20 protein-coding genes are annotated in these 22396 nt (G+C 69.7%); 13 read left to right on the forward strand and 7 right to left on the reverse strand.

The window, feature by feature from the left end; genetic code table 11:
- Positions 1–3 precede the first annotated feature (3 nt).
- Positions 4–1530 carry an AMP-binding protein gene (locus tag JHL17_RS14705; protein WP_200194229.1) on the forward strand — a complete coding sequence of 509 codons (1527 nt, stop codon included), beginning with the start codon at positions 4–6 and terminating at the stop codon, positions 1528–1530.
- Between the two features lie 17 nt (positions 1531–1547).
- Here JHL17_RS14705 and JHL17_RS14710 read toward each other — a convergent pair whose 3' ends face one another.
- From JHL17_RS14710 to JHL17_RS14720, 3 genes are all read right to left on the reverse strand, one after another.
- Entirely contained in the window at positions 1548–1973 is a 426-nt protein-coding gene (locus tag JHL17_RS14710; RefSeq protein ID WP_200194230.1) for a PAS domain-containing protein, read from the reverse strand.
- 40 nt (positions 1974–2013) lie between these two features.
- On the reverse strand, positions 2014–3021 hold the full coding sequence (locus tag JHL17_RS14715) for a PDR/VanB family oxidoreductase (protein WP_247893539.1): 1008 nt from the start codon (positions 3019–3021) through the stop codon (positions 2014–2016).
- 164 nt (positions 3022–3185) lie between these two features.
- Positions 3186–3896, reverse strand: coding sequence for a haloacid dehalogenase type II (locus tag JHL17_RS14720; RefSeq protein WP_200194232.1), 711 nt, complete (start codon positions 3894–3896; stop codon positions 3186–3188).
- A gap of 252 nt (positions 3897–4148) precedes the next feature.
- Between JHL17_RS14720 and JHL17_RS14725 the strand changes: the two genes are divergently transcribed.
- Positions 4149–4784 (forward strand): SH3 domain-containing protein, encoded by a 636-nt coding sequence (locus JHL17_RS14725; protein WP_200194233.1) that lies wholly within the window; start codon positions 4149–4151, stop codon positions 4782–4784.
- Between the two features lie 70 nt (positions 4785–4854).
- On the opposite strand, the gene JHL17_RS14730 is transcribed toward JHL17_RS14725, so the two are convergent.
- Entirely contained in the window at positions 4855–5739 is an 885-nt protein-coding gene (locus JHL17_RS14730; RefSeq protein WP_200194234.1) for an MBL fold metallo-hydrolase, read from the reverse strand.
- Positions 5740–5920: 181 nt separating this feature from the next.
- On the opposite strand from JHL17_RS14730, the gene JHL17_RS14735 reads away from it, so the two are divergent.
- The 7 genes from JHL17_RS14735 to JHL17_RS14765 all read left to right on the forward strand — a co-directional run bounded on the left by JHL17_RS14735 (position 5921) and on the right by JHL17_RS14765 (position 13768).
- Positions 5921–6805: a LysR family transcriptional regulator gene (locus JHL17_RS14735; protein WP_200194235.1), complete on the forward strand. Its 885-nt coding sequence runs from the start codon at positions 5921–5923 to the stop codon at positions 6803–6805.
- Between the two features lie 209 nt (positions 6806–7014).
- Positions 7015–8040 carry a succinylglutamate desuccinylase/aspartoacylase family protein gene (locus JHL17_RS14740; protein WP_200194236.1) on the forward strand — a complete coding sequence of 342 codons (1026 nt, stop codon included), beginning with the start codon at positions 7015–7017 and terminating at the stop codon, positions 8038–8040.
- A gap of 53 nt (positions 8041–8093) precedes the next feature.
- A complete protein-coding gene (locus tag JHL17_RS14745; RefSeq protein WP_200194237.1) occupies positions 8094–9737 on the forward strand; it encodes an ABC transporter substrate-binding protein in 1644 nt (547 codons plus the stop codon).
- A gap of 46 nt (positions 9738–9783) precedes the next feature.
- Positions 9784–10719 carry an ABC transporter permease gene (locus tag JHL17_RS14750; RefSeq protein WP_200194239.1) on the forward strand — a complete coding sequence of 312 codons (936 nt, stop codon included), beginning with the start codon at positions 9784–9786 and terminating at the stop codon, positions 10717–10719.
- A 26-nt stretch (positions 10720–10745) separates the two neighbouring features.
- Positions 10746–11645: an ABC transporter permease gene (locus JHL17_RS14755; RefSeq protein ID WP_345773818.1), complete on the forward strand. Its 900-nt coding sequence runs from the start codon at positions 10746–10748 to the stop codon at positions 11643–11645.
- 9 nt (positions 11646–11654) lie between these two features.
- Positions 11655–12707 (forward strand): ABC transporter ATP-binding protein, encoded by a 1053-nt coding sequence (locus JHL17_RS14760; protein ID WP_200194240.1) that lies wholly within the window; start codon positions 11655–11657, stop codon positions 12705–12707.
- Positions 12708–12715: 8 nt separating this feature from the next.
- Positions 12716–13768: an ABC transporter ATP-binding protein gene (locus tag JHL17_RS14765; protein WP_200194241.1), complete on the forward strand. Its 1053-nt coding sequence runs from the start codon at positions 12716–12718 to the stop codon at positions 13766–13768.
- Here the strand turns inward: JHL17_RS14765 and JHL17_RS14770 are convergent.
- Entirely contained in the window at positions 13753–14730 is a 978-nt protein-coding gene (locus JHL17_RS14770) for an AraC family transcriptional regulator (RefSeq protein WP_200194242.1), read from the reverse strand. The genes JHL17_RS14765 and JHL17_RS14770 overlap by 16 nt on opposite strands.
- A 76-nt stretch (positions 14731–14806) precedes the next feature.
- On the opposite strand from JHL17_RS14770, the gene JHL17_RS14775 reads away from it, so the two are divergent.
- A complete protein-coding gene (locus tag JHL17_RS14775; protein WP_200194243.1) occupies positions 14807–15541 on the forward strand; it encodes an SDR family oxidoreductase in 735 nt (244 codons plus the stop codon).
- Positions 15542–15638: 97 nt separating this feature from the next.
- On the opposite strand, the gene JHL17_RS14780 is transcribed toward JHL17_RS14775, so the two are convergent.
- Both JHL17_RS14780 and JHL17_RS14785 read right to left on the reverse strand, forming a co-directional pair.
- Complete coding sequence (locus JHL17_RS14780; RefSeq protein ID WP_200194244.1) at positions 15639–18368, reverse strand: HAD-IC family P-type ATPase; 2730 nt, start codon at positions 18366–18368, stop codon at positions 15639–15641.
- A gap of 209 nt (positions 18369–18577) precedes the next feature.
- A complete protein-coding gene (locus tag JHL17_RS14785; protein ID WP_200194245.1) occupies positions 18578–19075 on the reverse strand; it encodes a hypothetical protein in 498 nt (165 codons plus the stop codon).
- Here JHL17_RS14785 and copM point away from each other — a divergent pair.
- From copM to JHL17_RS14800, 3 genes are read left to right on the forward strand one after another with little or no spacing between them, the layout of a single operon-like run.
- Complete coding sequence (copM, locus tag JHL17_RS37035) at positions 19074–19874, forward strand: CopM family metallochaperone (RefSeq protein WP_247893540.1); 801 nt, start codon at positions 19074–19076, stop codon at positions 19872–19874. The genes JHL17_RS14785 and copM overlap by 2 nt on opposite strands.
- Before the next feature lie 46 nt (positions 19875–19920).
- Positions 19921–21774, forward strand: coding sequence for a sensor histidine kinase (locus JHL17_RS14795; RefSeq protein WP_247893541.1), 1854 nt, complete (start codon positions 19921–19923; stop codon positions 21772–21774).
- The gene (locus JHL17_RS14800; RefSeq protein WP_200194246.1) at positions 21771–22385 is read left to right on the forward strand and encodes a response regulator transcription factor; all 615 of its coding nucleotides are present in this window, start codon (positions 21771–21773) and stop codon (positions 22383–22385) included. Before JHL17_RS14795 ends, JHL17_RS14800 begins: the two co-directional genes overlap by 4 nt.
- Positions 22386–22396: the final 11 nt, after the last annotated feature.

Below are 22396 nucleotides of genomic sequence, written 5' to 3' on the forward strand. Positions count from 1 at the left end.
CCGGTGAACCTCTTCTCCCTTCTCGATCAGGCGGCGGGCCGCTTCCCCGAACGCGGCGCCGTGTTCCGCGGCACCGACGCGGTCCACAGCTTTGCCGGGCTGCGCTCGCGGGCCCTGCGCATCGCCGCCGGGCTCCGCGCCTCGGGCCGGCCGGGCGACCGGATCGCCATCGCCAGCGGGAATGTGCCGGAATATGTCGAGCTGTTCTTCGCCGTCTGGGCCGCCGGCATGGTCGCGACGCCGGTGAACGCCAAGCTGCATCCGCGCGAGCTGGTGCAGATCCTGGAGGATTCCGCTGCCTCCACCGTCTTCGTCTCGCCCAAGCTGGCCGGCGGGCTGGAGGAGACGCTGGTCGGCTCGCCGGCGGCATCCTGCCGCCGCATCGTCATCGGCGGGGACGGGTATGCGGCGCTGGCGGCCGGGGAGGAATGGGACGGCCCGGTCGATCCCGATCCGCAGGCGCTGGCCTGGCTGTTCTACACCAGCGGCACCACCGGGCGGTCCAAGGGGGCGATGCTGTCCCACCGCAACCTGCTGGCCATGACCATCGCCCATCTCGCCGACGTCGAGGCGGTCGACGAGGACTGCAGCCTGCTGCACGCGGCACCGATGTCCCACGGCTCGGGCCTTTACATGGCCGCCTATGTCGGCCGGGGCGCCCGGCAGGTGGTTCCGGCGTCGTCCGCCTTCGAGCCGGCGGAATTCCTCGACCTCTGCGACCATCACCCCGGCTGCGGCGCCTTCCTGGCTCCGACCATGGTGCAGCGGCTGCGGCTGGAGGCCGAGCGCACCGGCCGCCGGCCGGCCAACCTGCGCTCCGTCGTCTATGGCGGCGGCCCGATGTATGTCGAGGAGCTGCGCCGGTCGCTCGCCGCCTTCGGGCCGGTCTTCGTCCAGATCTACGGCCAGGGCGAGGCGCCGATGACCATCACCGGCCTGCGCCGCCGCGACCATGCCGTCGACGACGACGCAGTTCTGGGATCGGTCGGCTTCGCCCGCAGCGGCGTCGAGGTGGCGGTGGTGGATGCCGACGGCCGGCCGCTTCCCCCCGGCGAGGTGGGGGAGATCGTCTGCCGCGGCGACGTGGTGATGGCAGGCTACTGGAACAACGCCAAGGCGACGGCCGAGGCCCTGCGCGGCGGCTGGCTGTTCACCGGCGACATGGGCTCCTTCGATGCCCGCGGCTACCTGACGCTGCGCGACCGGTCGAAGGACGTGATCATCAGCGGCGGCACCAACGTCTACCCGCGTGAGGTGGAGGAGGTCCTGCTGCGCCACCCGGACGTCGCCGAGGTCTGCGTCACCGGCCAGCCCGACCCGGAATGGGGCGAGATCGTCGTCGCCTTCATCGTCGCCGAAGCCGGCCGCGACATTTCCCCCGCCGGCCTCGACGACCATTGCAACGCCAGCATCGCCCGCTTCAAGCGGCCCAAGCGCTACCTGTTCGTCGAGGGGCTGCCGAAGAACAACTACGGCAAGGTGGTGAAGCGCGAGCTGCGGGCGCAGCTGGCCGGCGGGACGCAGGGGTAGGGCAGGGGAGAGCAGCCTCAGCGCCCGGCCGCTTGGCGGCGCAGGGCCTTCAGCTCGTCGAAGCGTGCCGTGACGTCGCGCATGACCGCCGCCATTCCCAGCATCGCGCCATCGGCGTCCTTCAACGGAACGATGGTGAACTCGACCGAGATGCGGGTGCCGTCCTTGCGCGTCGCCGGAACCGACAGCAGGTCGCCGCTGCCATAGCGGCTCACCCCCGTCTTCATCACCTCGTCATAGCCCTCCCAATGGCGCTGGCGTTGCCGCTCGGGGATGATGATGTCGAGCGATTGGCCGAGCGCGTCTTCGGCGGTGAAGCCGAACATCCGCTCCGCCCCGGCGTTCCAGAAGCGGATGGCGCCTTGGCGGTCGGAATAGACGATGGCCTCGGCCGGGCTGTTCAACAGCGCCAACCCCAGCCGTTCCAGGTCGTTCTCGGTCATGGGTCCTCCCGATGGTCGTTTCGCGGTGAAATATCCGATTTCAAATATCCAGAACCAGTCTCGCACTCCGCGCACGCGACACGCACAGCATCATCGTCTTGCCGGCGGCGCGCTCGGCGTCGGACAGGACGCTGTCGCGATGGTCCGGTTCGCCCTCCAGCACCGCCGTCTCGCAGGTGCCGCAGATGCCCTGCTCGCATGACGAGACGACCGCAATGCCGGCGGCGTCGAGCGCCTCCAGCACGCTGGTGCCCGCCGCGACCGTGACCGTCACCCCGGACCGGGCGCAGACCACCTCGAAGCTGCCGTCGGGCGCATCCGCGCGGACCGCGTCCGCGCGCGGCGCGAACCACTCGAAGCGCACGTCCCGCCCCGGCGAGGCGGCTTCGGCGACGGCCTCCATCAGCCGCTGCGGGCCGCAGCAATAGATCGGGACATCGGCGGGCGTGGCGGCAAGCAGGTCGTCCACCGCCAGCCGCCGGCCCTCGTCGGCGGCATGAAGCTCGACCCGGCCCCGGGATCCCGGCAGGTCGGCCAGGGCACGGAGATCGTCGAGGAACGGCGCCGCCGACGCGCTGCGCATGCAATAGTGGAGAACCCACTCGGCTTCCCGGCGCGCCGCGGCGCGGATCATCGGCAACAGCGGCGTGATGCCGATGCCCCCGGCGATGAACAGATAGCGCTGGGCATCATCGAAGCGGAAGTTGTTGCGGGCCATGCCGATGGTGACGGTGGTGCCGGGTTCCAGGTTGCCATGGATGAAGCCCGATCCCCGCCCGCCCGGCACCTTCAGGACGGCGATCCTGTAGGCTTGGCTGTCCAGCGGATCGCCGCACAGCGAGTAGGACCGCACCGCACCGTCCGGCAGATGGACGTCGATGTGCGCGCCCGGCTCCGCCGCCGGCAATGCCTGGCCGTCGGGGTCGCGCAGCTCCACCAGCATGACCTGCGGCGCTATCCGGTCAAGACGATGGACCCGCAACGTCCGTGTCGCCGGGGGTGGGGGCGGGGATGAGCGCTGCATCGTCTCCGGCTTGGTGTCGGTCATCGTCTTTCCTGCCTGAGGTTTTTGCGTCTTATGGTCGGAACCGGCACGAAATGTGGCATACCAGATCCAATGCGATCACCCTAAGACCTCAACCTAACTTGAGGTCAAGCGGAAAAAACCTGCTGGAACTGCCCAAGCGGAATAGGAGCCGCGCCTGGCCGGCGTCAGGGTGGCAGGAGCAAGGCAGCCGCTTCCTCCAGATCCGCCACTTCGGCATAGGGCAGCCAGTCCGGATTGCCGGCCTCGTTCCGCCGGTTCACCCAGATGCCGCGGAACCCCAATTCATGGCGGGCCTTCATGTCCCAGTACATGCCCATCGCCACATGCACGGTCTCGTCCGGCGTCACCTCCATCTTGCCGTAGGCGTATTCGAAGAGGTGCCGCGACGGCTTATAGGCCTGCGCCTGCTCGGCGGTGATGACATGATCGAAGGGCACGCCGATACGCGCCACGGTCGGCGCGATGAGGTCGTCATCGGAGTTCGTGAAGATCGCCAGCCTGTAGCGCTCGCGCAGCCGTCGCAGGACATCGGGCACCTCCGGATGCGGTCCCATCGCCCTGGGCGACGACGCGATGCGCTCGATCTCTTCCGGGGCCGGCGTCAGGCCATGCTCGGCGAATGCAGCGGCGAAGCCGATGCGCAGGATGTCCTTGTAGAGGCGGTGCGGCTTCTCCGCCGTCAGGCGCCGCCCTTGCGCGGAGAAGCCGTCGAGGATGGCGGATGCGCTCACGCCGTCCGCGCCGTGCTTGGCCAGCGTCGCGCCGACCTCGCGCAGCAGCACCTCGTACCACTGCACCAGCGTGCCGTAGCAGTCGAAGGTGATGATTTTCGGCACGGGATCGAGCGTGAAGGTCGGGTTGTCGGGTATTGGCATGGGAAGAGCCTTGCTGCCGGTGGACGGTGGAAGGCTTGGCCGGGCGATGCCGGGCCGGACGACAGCGGTATGAATCCTGCCGGACCGCTTGGCCAGCCTTCGATATCGTCAAACAGCGTCCCGGCGCCATCGGCACCGGAAGACGGCAGCGGCAAGCCCGATCCTTGCGCGCGGCCGGTGGATCATCCGGCACTTGCCATGCGTTGTTGGCGAAACGGTGCGCAGTCGGCACCCCCAGCGGGAGGAACGGGCATGTCACGGAAGACGATCAAGGTCCTGGTTGCGGCAGTCGGATTGGCGGCAACGCCGGCGATTCCGGCGCTGGCCGCATCCGGCGACATCCAGGCGGTGGTCGGGGAGAAGGTCAACCTGCGCGCCGGCCCCTCGGACGACGCGGCGGTTCGCTCCACCATCGCCCGCGGCGAGGAGGTGGTCGAGTTGAGACGGGAAGGGAGTTGGCTGGGCGTCCGGGTGCTGCGCACCGGGGAGGAGGGCTGGCTCTTCTCCGATCTCGTCAAGCGGCAGACCGCCAGCACGCTGGGCGGCGGCGATACCGCCCCGGCGCAGGCCGGCTTCAGCCGGCTTTCCCCCGGCTTCGACGGGCTGGTCGCCAGCATCAGCGACACGCTCGGCTACCGCTTCGCCGACAAGGTGGAGCAGGGCGCCAACGGCAGTTTGCGCGTCGTACCGACCCAGGAATGGCTGTACAACACCGGCCGCGACGCCAAGATGTTCGCGGCGCTGTCGCTGTACCAGATGTGGAAGAACTACAACAACGGCAAGCCGGTGACGGTCACGCTGGGCGCCCAGGGACCGGCCGCCATCACCATCGCCGACGCCGCGAAGGGACCCGAAATCACCGGCCCAACCTTGGGGTCCGCACGCTGACGGCAGCCCGGGAGCGGCCGTCGCGCCAATCGGCGCGGACGCCTGCGGTCACCGTCGATGACCGCAGGCATTACAGGAACCGCCAAGCGAAGCCGCTCCCGTCGCGGGTCACGCGCCCGGCCGAGCTTTCGGCAAAATGGGCGGTGAACAGCGTCGTGCCGGTGTCGGCCACGGCGTCCAGCACCTTCACCCGCGACCGCCGCGCCTCGTCCGGCCTTTCGCAGAACATCGAATTCCAGTCGGGATGGTAGACCTGGATGGGATGGTGCATCAGGTCGCCGGTGAAGAGCGCCTTCCCGGCATCGCCGCAATCGAGCGCGATGCACATATGTCCGGCGCTGTGCCCCGGGGTGGGGTGGAAGCGGAAGCCACCCGCGACCTCGCCGCCGTCCGCTCCCACGAACTCGGCGAGGCCGGCGTCCAGCACCGGCTCGACGCTGTCGCGGAACAGGGCGGCGCGGTCACTGTCCGGTGCCGCCGCCGTCATGGCTTCCAGTTCCACCCGCGGCATCACGTAGCGGGCCCTGGGAAAGGTCGGAATCCAACGCCCCTCGGCCAGCCGGGTGTTCCAGCCGACATGGTCGGTGTGCAGGTGGGTCAGCAGAACCGTGTCGATGCTCTCCGGCTCCGCCCCGGCCGCCAGCAGGCGTTCCAGAAAGGGATCGCGCCGCCGGTGGAACAGCGGCTTACCCGGCCGCTCCTTGTCCGCGCCGGCCCCGGTGTCCACCAGGATGCGCCGGCCGCCGGTCTCGACCAGCCAGGCATGGACGCTGATTACCACACGATCCTGCGCCGCATTCAGGCTGCCGGGCACCAGCCCGGCGGCGTGCCGGCGGTCCGTCCCGAGGTCCCAGTCGGGCAACAGGCGCTCCGGAGCGAAGGCATCGCTGGCGAATTCCTCGATGCGGGTGATGCGGACGTCACCCAGATGGCGGGGTTGCGAATGGCTGAGCATGATGGTCCCACGACTCCTGCTTGCACGGACAGGGTGCTTCGACGGGCATCCCCTGTCCAATGCCGATGCGGGGAACGCATGATGCCCGGCAGGCATCGCAGCCGCCGCTTCCCAAACCGGGCGATGCATGTCATGGCTGGAAGCGGGCCGGCCGCGAGCGCCTTTCGAAGGTCACCGATCCATGGAACTGCGCCATCTCCGCTACTTCATCGCCGTCGCCGAGCATGAGAGCGTTCGGCTGGCGGCCAAGCGGGTCAACATCACCCAGCCGGCCATATCCCGCCAGATCCAGTATCTGGAGGAGGAGCTGGGGGTTTCGCTGTTCGACCGCGGCCCGCGCGGCCTGCGGCTGACCGCCGCCGGAACCCTGTATCTGGCGGAGGCGCGCAAGGTGCTGGCCCTGCTGGACGCGGCCGGCCGCTCGGCCCGTCTGGTCGCCGCCGGACAGGAGGGGCAACTCCGCATCGGCTTCGTCGAGAATGCCGGCTGGGACGGGCTGGTGCCGGAGTTGTTCAGCCGCTTCCAGCGCGAGGCGCCCGGTGTCCGGGTCGAGCTGGCGCCGCTCAACACCCCGGCACAGTTGGAGGAGCTGGCCGACGGGCGGCTCGACGGCGGCTTCGTCTACCTGTTCGGACCGGCGCCGGCGGGCCTGCACGTCCGTCCTTTGCTGGAGCACGACGTGGTGCTGGCGGTCCCCTGCGCCTGGAACCTGCCGGCCGACGCCCCCGTCCATGCCCGCGATCTCGCCGGCCGGCCTTTCGTCACCTTCCCGCGCCACACCTACCCGGCCTATTACGACCGCCTCATCGGCGCCTGCCAGCAAGCCGGGTTGACGCTGAACGTGGTGCAGGAGGTTTCCACCGAGGCGGCGATCCTGTCGCTGGTCTCCGCGGGCATCGGCGCCGCCATCGTGAACTCCGCCAACCGCGGGCGGCCGCCGGCCCTGGCCCGGTTCATCGAACTCGCCGACCTGTCGATCCCCCTGCCGCTGGCCTTCGCCTGCCTCGACGCCACGCACAATCCGGCGCTCGACCGCTTCCTGCGCGTGATCGATTCCGCAAGCTGACGCAGCGCCATGCGGTTGCCATCCATCGGGGGGAACGGCGAAGCTCCGCGCTGGGTGATGCCTTTCAGGCATCGATAGGGCGATAAAACGGTATTCGCCAGCATTCCGGCAATCCGCCACACTTTCAATCAGGCGCCGCTCCCGACGACCATCTCCACCGATCGTCGCGGGGCCGCAAATTTCCGAATTCCCCGACAGGCGAGATCCGCATGACCACCGCGACCTCCCATATCACGACGTCCCGCATTACGACCGACGTCGATTTCGAACGCGACGGCTTTCAAACCGGTACGCTGCGCGTTCCCCATTCCCACGACCGCTCCGCCTACGGGCACATCGCCATTCCGCTGGCGGTGCTGAAGGCCGGAAGCGGTCCGACCCTGCTGCTGACCGGCGGCAACCACGGCGACGAGTATGAGGGGCCGGTCGCCCTGATGAAGCTGATCAACCGCATGCCGGCGCTGCGGATCGCCGGGAGGCTGATCGTCGTTCCGGGGCTGAATTTCCCGGCCTACATGAACGGCAGCCGCACGTCGCCCATCGACAAGGGCAACCTGAACCGGATGTTTCCGGGGGCCCGCGACGGCACGCCGACCCAGATGATCGCCCATTACGTCGAGACGGTGCTGCTGCCGCTGGCCGACGTGGCGCTCGACCTTCATGCGGGCGGGGCGTCGATGAACCATCTGCCGACGCTGCTCGCCTCGCCGCCGCCGGACCGCGACCGGCACGCCCTCTACTGGCGGCTGGTCGACGGCTTCGGCGCCCCGCATGTGATGGTCGCCGACCTGCTCGGCGAGGACCGGACCTTCGCCGCCGCCGCCGAACGCCGGGGCAAGCTGTTCCTGTGCGGCGAGTTCGGCGGCTTCGGCACCTGCAACCCCGACGGGCTCGCCATCGTCGAGGATGGGGTGGAGCGTCTGATCGCGACGCTCGGCCTGCTGCCCGGCCACCCGGTGCCCGATCCGCGCCCCGGCCGGCTGATGCGGGTGGAGGGCGCGCGGCATTACCTCTTCGCGCCCGCGCCCGGCCTGTTCGAACCGGCCTTCCGCCTAGGGGACGAGGTGGCCGACGGCCAGATCGCCGGCCGTCTGTACGACCCGCATGCGCCGTGGCGCGAACCGGTGGACCTGCGGTTCCGCGGCTCGGGCGTGGTCGTCTGCGTCCGCAGCTTCGCCCATGTCCAGCCCGGCGACTGTCTCGTCCATCTGGCGTCCGACACCGTCCGGACCTGATCCCGCTCCTCCCCGACCGTCGTTCCGTCCGCCCTTCCGACCGGAGGCCCGCCATGCCGACCGCCCACCGCCCTTTCCCGCTCAAGCGCGCGATCCTGGGTGCCTGCGCCGCCCTTCCGCTGCTCACCGCCGGCACGTTCGCCGCTGCCGCATTCGCCGCCGACGCGCCTCCGGTCACGCTGCGCATGGTGCCGCAGGCGGATTTGAAGATTCTCGACCCGATGTTCACCACCAACTATGTGACGCGCAACTTCGGCTATCTCGTCTACGACACGCTGTTCGGACAGGATTCGCACGGCGTGGCCAAGCCGCAGATGGTGGAGCGCTACAGCCGGTCGGAGGACGGCCTGACCTGGCATTTCACCCTGCGGCCGGGCCTGGCCTTCCATGACGGCAGCCCGGTGCGCGCCGCCGACTGCGTCGCCTCGCTGCGCCGCTGGGCGGCACGCGACAATTACGGCCGCGCCATGACCGCCGCCGGGGCCGAATGGCGGGTCGACGACGCCGAGGATGGCGGCCGGAACTTCACCCTGACGCTGAAGAAACCCTTCGGACTGGTGCTGGAGGCGTTGTCGAAGGTCTCCGGCATGATCCCGGTCATCATGCCGGAGAAGCTGGCCGAACAGTCGCCGTCGCAGCCGGTCACCGAGGTGGACGGCTCCGGCCCCTACATGTTCAAACGCGACGAATGGGTGCCGGGCAGCAAGGTCGTCTTCGTGCGCAACCCGCATTATGCCGGCCGCACGGACGACCCCGACTTCCTCTCTGGCAACCGGACCGGCCGGATCGACCGCATCGAATGGATCTATCTGCCGGACGCCAACAGCGCGACCGCCGCCTTGACGACGGGCGAGGTCGACATGCTGGAACTGGTCCCGCCCGATTACATCGGCCCGCTGCGCGCCGACGGCGATGTCCGGGTGGTCGAAGGCGGCGCCTATCAGGCCAACCTGATCGTCAACCAGCTCCATCCGCCCTTCGACAACCCGAAGATCCGGCAGGCGGTGCTGCACGCCGTCAACCAGGAGGCGGTCGTCGCCGCCATGGGCTATCCGCCGGACCTGCGGCTGGCGCATTGCGCCAGCTTCTTCATCTGCGGCGGCGCCAACGACACGGCGGCCGGGTCGGAGCCATACCGCAAGCCGGACCCGGCCCTGGCGAAGCGCCTGCTGGACGAGGCCGGCTACAAGGGCGAGCCGGTGGTGGTCCTGCTGCCGACCGACTATGCGTCGCTGAACGCGGCGGCCCTGGTGGCGATCCAGACGCTGAAATCGATCGGCATGACGGTGACCGTGCAATCGATGGACTGGGCCACCCTGGTCGCCCGCCGGGCGAAGAAGGATCCCCCGGCGTCCGGCGGCTGGAGCGTCTATGTGACCCAGGCCGCCACCTTCGACGCCAATTCGCCGATCAACAACTTCATGCTGGGGGCCGCCTGCGGCAACGGGATGCCGGGATGGCCCTGCGACGAGGCGTTGGACGGGCTGCGCGCCGACTGGATCCGCGCCGGCACGCCGGAGGAGCGGCGAGCCCGGCTGGACGGCTTCCAGGAGCGCGCCTATCAGGTCGTGCCCTATGTGCCGCTCGGCCAGTTCTCCGCCGCCTTCGCCATCCGCAAGGACGTGAAGCACGCCGACCGCCTGTGGGGCGACGTCCCGCAGCTCTGGATGCTCGACAAGGCGGCCGGCGCGCCGTAATCCCGGCCCTCCAGCCGCTCCCCCAGCCGATTGCGGAGCCCCCGCCATGCGCCATCTTCTCAACCGCGTCGCCGCGACGCTGCCGGTCATGGCGGTGGTCGCGGTCCTGGTCTTCCTGCTGATCCATCTGTCGCCCGGCGACCCGGCGGCGCTGATCGCCGGCGACACCGCCAGCGCCGACGACATCGCGCGGCTGCACGCCGCCCTCGGTCTCGACCGGCCGCTGTGGAGCCAGTTCCTGCTGTGGGCCGGCCGGCTGGCCCAGGGGGATCTCGGCACCTCGATCTTCACCCATGTGCCGGTCAGCCGGCTTCTCGCCCAGCGGGTGGAGCCGACGCTGTCCATCGCGCTGCTGACCATGACCCTGGCGGTGGCGGCATCGATCCCCCTCGGTGTGCTGGCCGCCCACATGGCGGGGCGCTGGGTCGACCGGCTGGTGATGCTCTTCGCCGTGCTGGCCTTCTCGGTCCCGGTGTTCCTGGTCGGCTACCTGCTGATCTACGGCTTCGCCATCACGCTGGGCTGGCTGCCGGTCCAGGGCTACGTCCCGCTGTCCAAGGGCGTGGGACCCTGGCTGAGCCACCTGATCCTGCCCTGCGTGAACCTGTCGCTGGTCTACACCGCCCTGCTGACCCGGATGACCCGCGCCACCGTGCTGGACGTGCTGCACGAGGACCATATCCGCACCGCGCGCGCCAAGGGGCTGGGCGTCGTGGCGGTCCTCGGCCACGCGCTGCGCTGCGCCGCCATCCCCATCGTCACCACGATCGGCGTCGGCATCGCCTTCCTGATCGGCGGCGTGGTGGTGACCGAGACGGTGTTCGCCATCCCCGGCATCGGCCGGCTGGTGATCGATTCGGTGCAGCGCCACGACTACCCGGTGATCCAGAGCGTCCTGCTGCTGTCGGCCGGCCTGTATGTGCTGGTCAACCTGCTGATCGACCTCAGCTACCGCCTGTTCGATCCGCGCATCCGCGCCTGAGCCCCGGCGACCTCCAGGAGAATCGCATGACCATGACCTCTCCGGCTCCGGCGTCGGCCGCCCCCGCCGCCACAGAGCGCCACGCCCGGCGGAGCGCCCGGCGGCGGCGCTGGATGCGCAAGCATCCGCCCCTGATCCTGGGCGCCGTCCTGCTCGTCCTGGTGGCGGGGCTGTCGCTGGCCGCCCCATGGATCGCCACCCACGATCCGCAGGCGCTCGACCCGCTGGCCCGCCTGGCTCCGCCGTCGGCGGCCCATCCCTTCGGCACCGACGCGCTCGGCCGCGACCTGTTCAGCCGCGTCATGTGGGGCGGCCGGGCCTCGCTGGTGGTCGGCCTGACGGTGGCGGTGCTGGCGACCTCGGCCGGCGTCCTGCTGGGGCTGGCCGCCGGCTTCGTCCGCCGGGCCGACGGGCTGGTGATGCGGCTGATGGACGGGCTGATGGCGATCCCCGACATCCTGCTCGCCATCGCCCTGATGGCGGTGACGCGCGCCAGCCTGACCACGGTGATCGTCGCCATCACCGTGCCGCAGGTGCCGCGGGTCGTGCGGCTGGTCCGCTCGCTGGCGCTGTCGCTCCGCGAGCAGCAATATGTCGAGGCGGCACGCGCGCTCGGCACCCGCCTTCCGGTGATCCTGTGGCGCCATGTGCTGCCCAACATGGTAACGCCGCTGGTGGTCCAGGCCACCTTCATCGCCGCCACCGCCATGCTGACCGAGGCGCTGCTGTCCTTCCTCGGGGTCGGCCTGCCGCCGCAGATCCCGAGCTGGGGCACCATGATGGCGGACGGCCGCAACTTCGTCGCCGTCGCCTTCCATGCGGTGCTGTTCCCCGGCCTGTTCCTCGCCGCCACCGTGCTGTCCGTCAATCTGGTCGGCGACGGCCTGCGCGACGCGCTCGACCCCCGCCTTTCCCGCCAGCTTTAGGAGCCGGCCATGACCGTTCCATCCCCGCAGGCCGACCAAGCCGGCCGGCCGCCCCTGCTGGACATCCGCGACCTGCGCACCCATTTCGACACGCCGGACGGCACGGTACGATCGGTCGACGGCGTGTCCTACCGGCTGGAGGCCAGGGAGACGCTGGGCATCGTCGGCGAGTCCGGCTGCGGCAAGAGCGTCACCGCCCTGTCGGTGCTGCGCCTGCTGCCGACGCCGCCGGCCCGCTTCGCCGGCGGCGAGATCCGCTTCCAGGGCACCGACCTGCTCGGCCTGTCCGAACGCGAGATGCGCCGGATCCGCGGCAACCGCATTTCGATGATCTTCCAGGAGCCGATGACCTCGCTGAACCCGGTGCTGACCGTCGGGCGCCAGATCGCCGAGGCGGTGACGCTGCACCAGAAAATCGGCCGGCGACAGGCGTGGCAGCGCGCCGTGGAGATGCTGCGGCTCGTGCAGATCGCCGATCCGGAACGGCGGGCCGGCGAGTACCCGCACCAGATGTCGGGCGGCATGCGCCAGCGGGTGATGATCGCCCTGGCCCTGGCCTGCCATCCCGACCTGCTGATCGCCGACGAGCCGACGACCGCGCTCGACGTCACCATCCAGGCCCAGATCCTGGAGCTGCTGCGCGACCTTCAGGCGAAGCTGGGGATGGGGATCGTCATGATCACCCATGATCTGGGCGTGGTGGCCGAATGCTGCGACCGGGTGGTGGTGATGTATGCCGGCCGCAAGGTGGAGGAGGCGTCCGTCGCCGACCTGTTCGAGCGCCCCCTGCATCCCTACACCCGGGCGCTGATGGCCTCCATGCCGTCACTCCAGGGACGGGGAGGGCGGCTGGCCGAGATCCCCGGCATGGTTCCGGCGCCGCAGGAACTCGGCACCGGCTGCGCCTTCGCCCCGCGCTGCCCGCTCGCCACGGAACGTTGCCGGCGCGAGACGCCGGACTTCACCGGCGCGGCCACCGGTCACGGCGTCGCCTGCTTCGAGGCCGCGCCGGCCCGTCACCAGCCCGTCGTCCTTCACCGCCACGCCGGAGCCCGCCCATGATCCCGCCCATGATCGCGCCCACGAGCCCGCAAGCAGAACCGCAGCCGAATCCGCGACGCACGGCCACGCCGTCCGCACCGCCGCTTCTGGAGGTGTCGGATCTGACCAAGCATTTTCTCGTCGGCGGCAAGGCCGGGCGGGGCAGGGCGGGCGGCGTCAAGGCGGTGGACGGGGTGTCCTTCGCCCTGGACCGCGGCGAGACGCTGTCCCTGGTCGGGGAGTCCGGCTGCGGCAAGACCACGACCGGCAAATCGGTGTTGCGGCTGATCGAACCCACCGCCGGTTCGGTCCGGCTGGAGGGGGAGGAGTTGCTGGGGCTGGCTCCGTCGCGGATGCGGTCGCACCGCCGCGACATGCAGATCATTTTCCAGGATCCCTACGCCTCCTTGAACCCGCGCCTGTCGGCGGCCGAGATCGTCGCCGAGCCGATGCGCAACTTCGCCGATCCGGCTTGGCGCGGACCGGGGGCGCTCCGCGACCGGCTCGCCTGGCTGTTCGCCAAGGTCGGCCTGCGGCCGGAGGCGATGGCCAAGCTTCCCGGCGAATTCTCCGGCGGCCAGCGTCAGCGGCTGGGGATCGCGCGGGCGCTGGCGCTGAAGCCCAAGCTGATCGTCTGCGACGAGCCGGTCTCGGCGCTCGACGTCTCGGTACAGGCGCAGGTGGTCAACCTGCTGATGGATCTGCAGGCGGAGTTCGGCCTCTCCTATCTGTTCGTCGCCCACGACTTGGCCGTGGTCCGCCACATCAGCCACCGCGTGGCGGTGATGTATCTGGGGCGCATCGTCGAGATCGCGGAGTGCGAGAGGCTGTTCACCGACCCGCAGCACCCCTATACGAGGATGCTGCTGTCGGCGGCACCGATCCCGGCACCGGGGGCCAGGACCACGCGCGTGCTGCCCATCGGCGATCCGCCGAGCGCGCTGAACCCGCCTGCCGGCTGCCGTTTCCATCCCCGCTGCCCAATGGCCCGCCCGATCTGCCGGGAGACGGCGCCGCCGCTCATTCCCCACGGATCGGCGACGGGTGGGGCGCACCGGGTGGCCTGTCACCTGGTATCGTGAGACGCGCCGGCACCGGCACGCCTTCCTGCCGGGGAGCCTTCCTGCCGGGGAGAATGCCCGAAGACGCGCTTGTAGGCATGGCCGAAAGCGCTTTCCGAGGCATAGCCGAGCGCCGCCGCCAGATCCCCGACGGGGATTCCGCCATGGCGCAGGGCGGCCCGGGCACGTTCCATCCGGAGCCGCCTGAGATAGTCGAGCGGGGCGACCCCGGCCAGCCGGCGGAAGCGGGAGGCGAAAGCCGATCGGGACATGCCGGCGGCCGAGGCAAGCGCGGCGACGGTCCAGGAGCGGGCGATCTCGCCATGCATCAGGGTCAGGGCGCGGCCGATCCGCGGATCGGTCAGCGCGCCGACCCACCCGGCGCTCTCCTCGCCATGGTCGGCCACATAGGCGCGCAAGGCCTGGACCATGACGATGGCGGCGAGCCCGCGCGCCACCATCGCGCCGCCGATCTGCGGCTGCCTCATCTCCCGGTCCAGCAGTTCGAGCATACTGCGCAGAACCGCCGCCGCCGGACGGTCGGCCGGGATCGGCATCACCGGAGGCAAAGCCTCGACAAGCAGCCAGGCGCTGGTCTCCTCGAAGACCAGCCCGCCGCCGAGCATGACCGTGCCGCCATCGCCCAGGCGGACCGTGTCCTGTCCGTGATCCGGGAAAAGCGCCATGCCGTCGGCCGCCGGCAGGTCAGGATCGCTCGCCACGCTGTAGGGAGTGTCGCTGAGCAGGAAAAGATCGCCGGCTTGCAGAGGATGCGCGGGACGGTCGGGCAGCAGCAGCCAGCATTGCCCCTGCAGCACCGCCACCAACTTCAGGCGTGAGCGTCCGGGAAATGCCAGCGCCCAGGCCCCGCCGGCCTCCAGCCGGGTACAGCGCATGCTGCGGACCTGGAGCAGGGACAGGACGTCCGAGAACGGATCGGCTGCGGAATTGAGCGGAGAATTGGACGGTTGCGACGAAATCATGGAGCGTCAAGCATAGACCATCCAGGCCTGCCGCGCAAAACTGAAGGCCTCAACCACAGGACTGCGAGGCGAAACAATGGGAATCGACGGAAAGATCGTCGCCATCACCGGGGCCAGCAGCGGCATCGGGCACGCGACCGCACTGCTGCTGGCGGAGCGGGGGGCACGGCTCGTGCTCGGCGCCCGTCGGCTGGACCGGCTGGACGCGTTGGTGGACACCATCGAGGCGAGGGGCGGCGAGGCCGTCAGAATCGCCACCGACGTCAGCAGGCGAGGGGACCTGGAGGCGCTGGTGTCGCTGGCGGGAGAGCGGTATGGGCGGCTGGACGTTCTGGTCAGCAACGCCGGGATCGGTCCCATCGCCCCCTTCGACAACATCGCGGTCGATGACTGGGAGGCGATGATCGACGTCAACGTGAAGGGCGTCCTCTACGGCATCGCCGCGGCGCTGCCGGTGTTCCGGCGGCAGGAAGCCGGACATTTCGTCAACGTGATCTCGACCGCCGGCCTGAAGATCGTGCCGACCCAGGGGGTGTATGCCGCGACCAAGAACGCGGTGCGGACGATCACCGAGGGCCTGCGGCAGGAGGCCGGACCGAAGCTTCGCGTCACCGCGGTTTCGCCGGGAATGGTCAGGACGGACTTCGCCGGGTCCATCCGCGATGCGGCAACCAGGCAGACGATCGTCGAGAGAGTGGCGGAGACGGCGATCCCGCCGGAGGCCGTCGCCCGGGCCATCGCCTTCGCGATCGAGCAACCCGCCGATGTCGAACTGGGCGAGATCGTCATCCGTCCGACCGCGCAGGCATGACCGGAGAGATTCCGACACATAAGCTGTATTATGGAAAATATGCACTGAATTTCTCAAGCCTTCGAAAAGGTTTTGAACAAATGGGCCGGCAAGATCGTCACAGCCGCTTTTCTACCTCCATCAGCACGAACAGTCCGGCGCTGGTGGCGATCATCGCCGTCCAGGCGGTGCCCCCGACGGGGGCGGTGCCGAACAGGGCCTGCAAGGGCGGCGCATAGGTGAAGCCCAGCTGCAGCGCCGTCATCAGCACGACGGACAGCCAGACCGGCCGGCTGCCGGCCAAGCCCGACAGCAGCATGGTCCAGCTTCCGCCTTGTCCGCCCAGGCCGCGGGCGCTGAGCAGGAAGAAGATCTCTCCGACCACCAGGGCATTGACGGCGATCGTCCGCGCTTCCTCGATCCCGTCACCCTGCAGCCGGTGGAAATGGAAGAAGCCGAAGCTGGACGCCACCAGCAGCGCCAGCACCACCAGCATCCGCCGCACCAGCCGGCCGCCGATGATCGGTTCGTCGCGCGGGCGCGGCGGACGGGCCATCACACCGGGTTCCGGCGCCTCGAAGGCCAGCGCCAGCCCGAGCGTCACCGCCGTCACCATGTTGACCCACAGGATCTGCACCGGGGTAATCGGCAGGATGGTGCCGGACAGCACGGCCAGCAGGATCACCACCGCCTGGGCGCCGTTGGTCGGCAGCATGAACAGGATCGTCTTGCGCAGATTGTCGTAGACGGTGCGCCCCTCCTCCACCGCATGGACGATCGAGGCGAAATTGTCGTCGGCCAGGACCATCGCCGCCACCTCCTTGGCCGCCTCGGTGCCGTTGCGGCCCATGGCGACGCCGATGTCGGCGCGCTTCAGCGCCGGGGCATCGTTGACGCCGTCGCCGGTCATGGCGACGGTGTCGCCCGCCGCCTGCAGCGCCGCGACGAGGCGCAGCTTGTGCTCCGGCGTGGTGCGGGCGAAGACGCTGTTGGCCCGGGCGGCTGCGGCGAATCCGGCTTCGTCGAGCCGGTCCAGCTCTGGACCGCTGGTGACGCCGTCCGGCAGCCCGAACAGCCGTGCGATGGCGGCGGCGGTGGCGGCATGATCGCCGGTGATCATCTTCACCGTGATCCCGGCCTGCCGGCAGTCCGCGACCGCGCGCAGCGCCTCCTCCCGCGGCGGGTCGATCAGGCCGCAGAGGCCCAGCAGTTCGAGCCCCTCCTCCCCCAGATCCCCGGCGATCAATTCGGAGACGTCGACCGGCGTGCGGCGCATCGCCAGTGCCAGGACCCGCTGCCCCTGCCCTGCCAGCCCGGCGGTCAGGGCGGTCCAACGCTCCTTGTCCAGCGGCGCGGTGCCGCCCCCACGACGCTCCCGCTCGCAGAGCGCCAGCACCCGTTCCGGCGCGCCCTTCACCAGCAGGATGCCGTGGCCGGCATGGTCGTGGTGAAGGGTCGCCATGTACTGGCGTTCGGATTCGAAGGGAAGCGCGTCGCGGCGCGGGCATCGTCCCGCTTCGGCAGCCGGGTCCAATCCCACCTTCATCGCCAGTGCCAGCAACGCGCCGTCGGTCGGGTCGCCGGCCAGCTGCCACTCCCCGCCCGGATCGCGGTGCAGCGCTGCATCGTTGCACAGCAGGGCGGCAAGCGCCAAATCGCACAGGAGTGGCTCCCGGGCGGGATCGATCGACCGGGAGCCGCAGCGGATCTCGCCCTCCGGCGCATAGCCGCTGCCGCCGACCCGATAGGCGGCGTCGGCGGTGACGATATCGGTCACCAGCAATTCGTTGCGCGTCAGGGTGCCGGTCTTGTCGGTGCAGATGGTGCGGACGGAGCCAAGCATCTCCACGGCCGGAAGATGGCGGATGATGGCGTTGCGGCGGGCCATGCGGGTCACGCCCACCGCCATGGTGATGGTCATCACCGCCGGCAGCCCCTCCGGGATCGCCGCCACTGCCAACCCGACCGCGCTCAGCACCATGTCCTGCCACGGTTCGCCATGGACCAGCCGGCCGAAGGCGACGGTGACCGCCGCCAGCAGAAGGATGCCGCCGGTCAGCCAGCGCCCGAACCGCGCCATCGCCACCAGCAGCGGCGTCGCCACCGGCACCACGGAGGCCAGCAGATGGCCGATGCGTCCGACCTCCGTCGCATCGCCGGTCGCCACCACGATACCGCCGCCCTGCCCCTGGACGACCATGGTCCCGGCATAGGCCATGCCGCCGCGGTCGCCGAGCGCCGCATCGGCAGCAACGGCGGCGGCGGATTTCGCGGCGGGAACGGATTCCCCGGTCAGCGCCGCCTCCTGCACCAGCAGCCCCTTCGTCCGGTCGAGCCGGAGGTCGGCCGGAACCCGGTCGCCCGAAACCAGGAAGACGCGGTCGCCCGGCACCAGCGCCTCCGCCGTCACGGTCACGGCATGGCCGTCGCGCAGCACCATTGCCTGGGGCGACAGCAGGTTGCGGATCGCTTCCATCGCCTGTTCGGCCTTGTCCTCTTGGATGTAGCCGATCAGCGCGTTGACCAGCACGACGCCGAAGATCACGCCAGCATCCGTCCAGTGCCGCAGCAGCAGCGCGACGGTTCCGGAAGCGAGAAGCACATAGATCAACAGGTTATTGAACTGCGCCAGGAACCGCATCCAGGCCGGCTTTCGCTTCGGCGGGGTCAGCCGGTTGGGACCGAAGCGCGCCAGCCGCGCCGACGCTTCCGCGCTGTCCAGCCCCTCGGCCGGACTGTCGAGCCGTTCGGCCGCGACGGCGGCGTCCAGCGCGTGCCACGGGACGTCAGCCGGTAAAAGGGCGGCCGGCGAGGAGACGCTTGGGCCCGTGTCTGCCAGCGGTGCCATGTGATCTGCTCCCCCGGATAATCCCGCCGATGGGTCGGCGGCCGTCGGCACCCCATCAGAATACATGATTGTCTAATATATTGCCGGCTCGAATGTCGTGCGAGCAACCGTACCGGGCACCGCCACCCAAGCGCGGCCGCTCGCTCTCGTCCGTCGCACTGGCGCGGATGGCTGGCATTCGATCACCACGCCGCGGCCCGGCGCCGCATTCATCCGCCGGAATGGACCTCCCGTTCGACGCGCGTCAGCAGATCGACGAAGAACGCCGTTTCCTCCGCCGTCAAGCCCAGCTTCGCATGGCGCGGCAGGAATTCGGCGACGGCACGACCGCTCTCGCGACCCAGCAGCATGCCGTCGCGGATGACCAGGGTCTCACGCGCCAGATCGGCTGCACTTTCGTGGCAGCGTCCGCACCGCTCCTTGAAGCGCGGCGACGTGGTCGCCTGGGCGAGCAGCATCTCGTACATCGGCTGCACCAGGTCCTGCGGCAGATAATGATGCCCCATGAAGACGAGAAGATCGTCCTTGTGATGGCCGCCCTCCAACCGGCCATCCCTCACGGTCAGGTATCGCCGGGCAAAATCCCCGGCATGCCGGTGGCAATCGCCACAGGTCTGTTCCCAGAATCGGTGCAGGTCGGTTGACCCGCCGGGTCCGGCCAGGAGGAGAGCGGGCGCGATGAGTGCCAGTGCCAGAACCGTTCTCATGCTGCATCTCCTTGAGAAGCAACGCATCAGCGGCAACAAGCAGCCAGCCGGCGCAGGTGTGCCGCGGCTGCATGGCATCGACCAGCATGCCATGTTTCCCCGTCGGACGATATTCACCCCTCCGCCGAAAGGAGCCGGCGAATGGTGCGCGAACCCTGCCCGGATGGGCGGGTGCGGGCATCGGCGGAACCTCCGACGGTGCGCGCTGTTTATTAGTAATTACTTATGTCATGCGTTAACGTGGCCGCCAAGCCGTCGCCGCATCGATCGCGGAAATCCGCGGACCGGCCCGGCCCAACAGGAGGAACGCACCATGAAAGCTCAGCGAGTCCGCAGCATCGTCGCCCCATTGGCCCTGACAGTGATGCTGATCGCCGGAAGCGCGACGGCCCAGCAGTCCCCGCCGGCTTCACAAGGCCCGACCACCGCCCCGGCCGGCGGTCCCGATATGGACGCAAGCCAGGGCATGAAGCCGGGGCAAGGAATGCACCATGCCGGAACACGGGCTCGGAACATGGCCAAGGATCCGGCTTCCCGCGCCTATATGCAAAGCATGCGGACGATGAACCAGGACATGCGCGGCAAGCCGATGACCGGCGACGCCGACCGTGATTTCGCGCAGATGATGGCCCCTCATCACCAGGGAGCCATCGACATGGCCCGTGTCGAGCTTCAATACGGCAAGGATCCCGATTTGAAGGCCATGGCTCAGAAGCTGATCGACGACCAGTCGAAGGAGATCCGGCAGCTTCAGGATTGGTTGAAGCAGCATCCGGCCAAGCCCACGGACGGCAGATAACCGCCGGCGATCATGATGCCGTAGCCCGCCCGTGATCCTTCGGGCTATGCTGGCGATTATGCGGAAGTGGCTGATTGTTTCCTGTGTCGCGCTGACCTGCGCGTCGACCGCGCGGGCGGAGCCGGACACGGTGCGCGTCGGCGTGCTCGCCTATCGCGGGTCGGAGCGGGCCGCCCGCGACTGGGAGCCGACGCTGGCCTATCTGGAGCGCGCGATCCCCGGCCACCGCTTCGTCATGCAACCGCTCGACCTTGCCGGCATGGTGCTGGCCGTCGCCGACCGGCAGGTCGATTTCGTCATCACCAACCCCGGCAGCTACGTCACGCTGGAGGCGCGCTTCGCGGTGACGCGGATCGCCACGCTGGAGTCGGGCTCGCCCGACGTTCCGATCGCCGCGGTCGGATCGACCATCATCCGCCGCGCCGACCGGACGGACATCCGCGGGCTGGCCGACCTGAAGGGCAAGCGGCTGGCGGTGGTCTCGACCGACGCCTTCGGCGGCTTCCAGATCGCGTGGCGCGAGATGGAGGAGGCCGGCATCCGTCCCTTCACCGATCTGGCGGAGCTGACGACGACGGGCTTTCCGATGGAAAGCGTGGTGGCGGCGGTGCGCAGCGGCGGCGCCGACGCCGGGGTGCTGCGCGCCTGCCTGCTGGAGGAAATGACGGCACAGGGCCGCGTCGCGCCGGACGAATTCGCCGTGGTCGGGGAAAAGCTGCCGACCGACCTGCCCTGCCGGGTCTCGTCTAGGCTCTATCCCGACTGGCCCTTCGCCCGGCTGGCGCACACGCCGCGCGACCTGGCCCGCCGGGTCGCCGCGGCGCTATTGACCATGCCGGCGGCGGACGGGCAGATGGCCGACGGGCCGAGCTGGACCGCCTCGCTCGACTACACCTCGGTGCATGAGCTGTTCCGCAAGCTGCACATCGGCCCCTATCCGAAGACTCCGCCGACCCTGGAGGAGGTTCTGCGCCGGAACTGGCACTGGCTGGTGGTCGCGGCGGCGGCGGTGCTGTGGTGGATCGTCCACGCCGCCCGCGTCGAGGTTCTCGTCCGCCGCCGCACCGGCGAACTCGAACGTGAGATCGCCGAGCGCGAACGCGCCGAAGCCATCGCCGTCCGCCTGCGCGAGGAGCGCGACCAGCTCTCCCGCCTCGGCATCGTCGGCGAGATGGCCAGCAACATCGCCCATGAACTGAACCAGCCGCTGGCGGCGATCGGCAATTTCGCCGGCGGCATGACCCGCCTCCTGGACACGCCGTCGCCCGACCTCGCGATGCTGCGATCCGGTGCCCGATCGGTGGCGGAACAGGCCGAGCGGGCCGCCGCGATCATCCAGCGCACCCGCGGCTTCGTCAGCCGCCGCGGCGCCCAGCGCTCCACGCTGTCGGTCAACGCCGTGGTGGCGGAGACACTGTCGCTGTTCGGCGCACCGCCGGAGTCCGGGCTGTCCATCACGGCGGAGCCGGGCGACGGGCTTCCCCCGGTCAAGGCCGACAAGGTGGAGCTTCAGCAAGTGCTGCTGAACCTGCTGCAGAATGCCGTGGATGCGACGCGGAGCGGAGGGAACGGCGACATCGTGGTGCGAACCGGGCTGTCCGCCGGCATGGTGATGATCGAGGTGCGCGATCCCGGTCCCGGCGCCCCGGAGGAGTCGAGGCGGCGGATGTTCGAGCCCTTCTTCACCACGAAGCCAGGGGGCCTCGGCCTCGGCCTGTCGATCTGCCGCACCATCGTCGAGCGCCATGGCGGCCGCATCTGGGCGGTGCCGGGGGCGCCGCACGGGCTGGCCGTCCGCTTCATCCTGCCGCCCGTGGCAGGGGATAGCCCTGGGAACGGCAGTGGGGACAATCCCGGGAGCGCCGTCCCGTCATCGCCCGTTCAGGAGATCGACACATGACCGAGTCACCATTGGTTCTGGTGGTGGACGACGACGAGGCGATGCGCAGTTCGGTCCAGTATCTGCTGGCGTCCATGGGCATCGCCTGCGAAAGCTACGCGTCGGCCGAAGCCTTCCTCGCCTCGCCGCACCTGCGCCCGCCGCTGCGGCCCGGCTGCCTCCTGCTCGACGTCCGCATGCCCGGCATGAGCGGGATCGAGCTGCTGCGCCACCTGAAGGAGCGCGGGTGCAAACGTCCGGTCATCATGGTCAGCGGCCATGGCGACGTGCCGCTGGCCGTCGCCGCGCTGAAGGGCGGGGCCGAGGACTTCATCGAAAAGCCCTGGAAGGACCAGGCTCTGCTCGACGCGGTCAACGCCGCCATCCGCAAGAGCCGCGAGGTGCTGGCGCGCAGCGCCGGGCGCGAGGCGGTGGAGGCCCGGTTGGCTCAGCTGAGCCGCCGGGAACGCGAGGTGCTGGCCCTGGTTCTCGACGGCCGGCAGAACAAGGAGATCGCGACGGCGCTGTCGATCTCGGTCAAGACCGTCGAGGGTCATCGCCAGATGGTGATGGAGAAGATGGGGACCCGATCCGTCGCCGAACTGGCGCGGCTGGCGCTCATTCCCGAATGACCGGGTCTGAC

The organism is Azospirillum endophyticum (genome assembly GCF_016595245.1).
GTDB classification, from domain to species: domain Bacteria; phylum Pseudomonadota; class Alphaproteobacteria; order Azospirillales; family Azospirillaceae; genus Azospirillum; species Azospirillum endophyticum.

Coding starts and splice junctions, on each gene's coding strand:
- JHL17_RS14710 (WP_200194230.1), bottom strand. CDS start 1,973: ATGACCGAGAACGACCTGGAACGGCTGGGGTTGGCGCTGTTGAACAGC.
- JHL17_RS14715 (WP_247893539.1), bottom strand. CDS start 3,021: ATGACCGACACCAAGCCGGAGACGATGCAGCGCTCATCCCCGCCCCCA.
- JHL17_RS14720 (WP_200194232.1), bottom strand. CDS start 3,896: ATGCCAATACCCGACAACCCGACCTTCACGCTCGATCCCGTGCCGAAA.
- JHL17_RS14725 (WP_200194233.1), top strand. CDS start 4,149: ATGTCACGGAAGACGATCAAGGTCCTGGTTGCGGCAGTCGGATTGGCG.
- JHL17_RS14730 (WP_200194234.1), bottom strand. CDS start 5,739: ATGCTCAGCCATTCGCAACCCCGCCATCTGGGTGACGTCCGCATCACC.
- JHL17_RS14735 (WP_200194235.1), top strand. CDS start 5,921: ATGGAACTGCGCCATCTCCGCTACTTCATCGCCGTCGCCGAGCATGAG.
- JHL17_RS14740 (WP_200194236.1), top strand. CDS start 7,015: ATGACCACCGCGACCTCCCATATCACGACGTCCCGCATTACGACCGAC.
- JHL17_RS14745 (WP_200194237.1), top strand. CDS start 8,094: ATGCCGACCGCCCACCGCCCTTTCCCGCTCAAGCGCGCGATCCTGGGT.
- JHL17_RS14750 (WP_200194239.1), top strand. CDS start 9,784: ATGCGCCATCTTCTCAACCGCGTCGCCGCGACGCTGCCGGTCATGGCG.
- JHL17_RS14755 (WP_345773818.1), top strand. CDS start 10,746: ATGACCATGACCTCTCCGGCTCCGGCGTCGGCCGCCCCCGCCGCCACA.
- JHL17_RS14760 (WP_200194240.1), top strand. CDS start 11,655: ATGACCGTTCCATCCCCGCAGGCCGACCAAGCCGGCCGGCCGCCCCTG.
- JHL17_RS14765 (WP_200194241.1), top strand. CDS start 12,716: ATGATCGCGCCCACGAGCCCGCAAGCAGAACCGCAGCCGAATCCGCGA.
- JHL17_RS14770 (WP_200194242.1), bottom strand. CDS start 14,730: ATGATTTCGTCGCAACCGTCCAATTCTCCGCTCAATTCCGCAGCCGAT.
- JHL17_RS14775 (WP_200194243.1), top strand. CDS start 14,807: ATGGGAATCGACGGAAAGATCGTCGCCATCACCGGGGCCAGCAGCGGC.
- JHL17_RS14780 (WP_200194244.1), bottom strand. CDS start 18,368: ATGGCACCGCTGGCAGACACGGGCCCAAGCGTCTCCTCGCCGGCCGCC.
- copM (WP_247893540.1), top strand. CDS start 19,074: ATGCTGCATCTCCTTGAGAAGCAACGCATCAGCGGCAACAAGCAGCCA.
- JHL17_RS14785 (WP_200194245.1), bottom strand. CDS start 19,075: ATGAGAACGGTTCTGGCACTGGCACTCATCGCGCCCGCTCTCCTCCTG.
- JHL17_RS14795 (WP_247893541.1), top strand. CDS start 19,921: ATGCTGGCGATTATGCGGAAGTGGCTGATTGTTTCCTGTGTCGCGCTG.
- JHL17_RS14800 (WP_200194246.1), top strand. CDS start 21,771: ATGACCGAGTCACCATTGGTTCTGGTGGTGGACGACGACGAGGCGATG.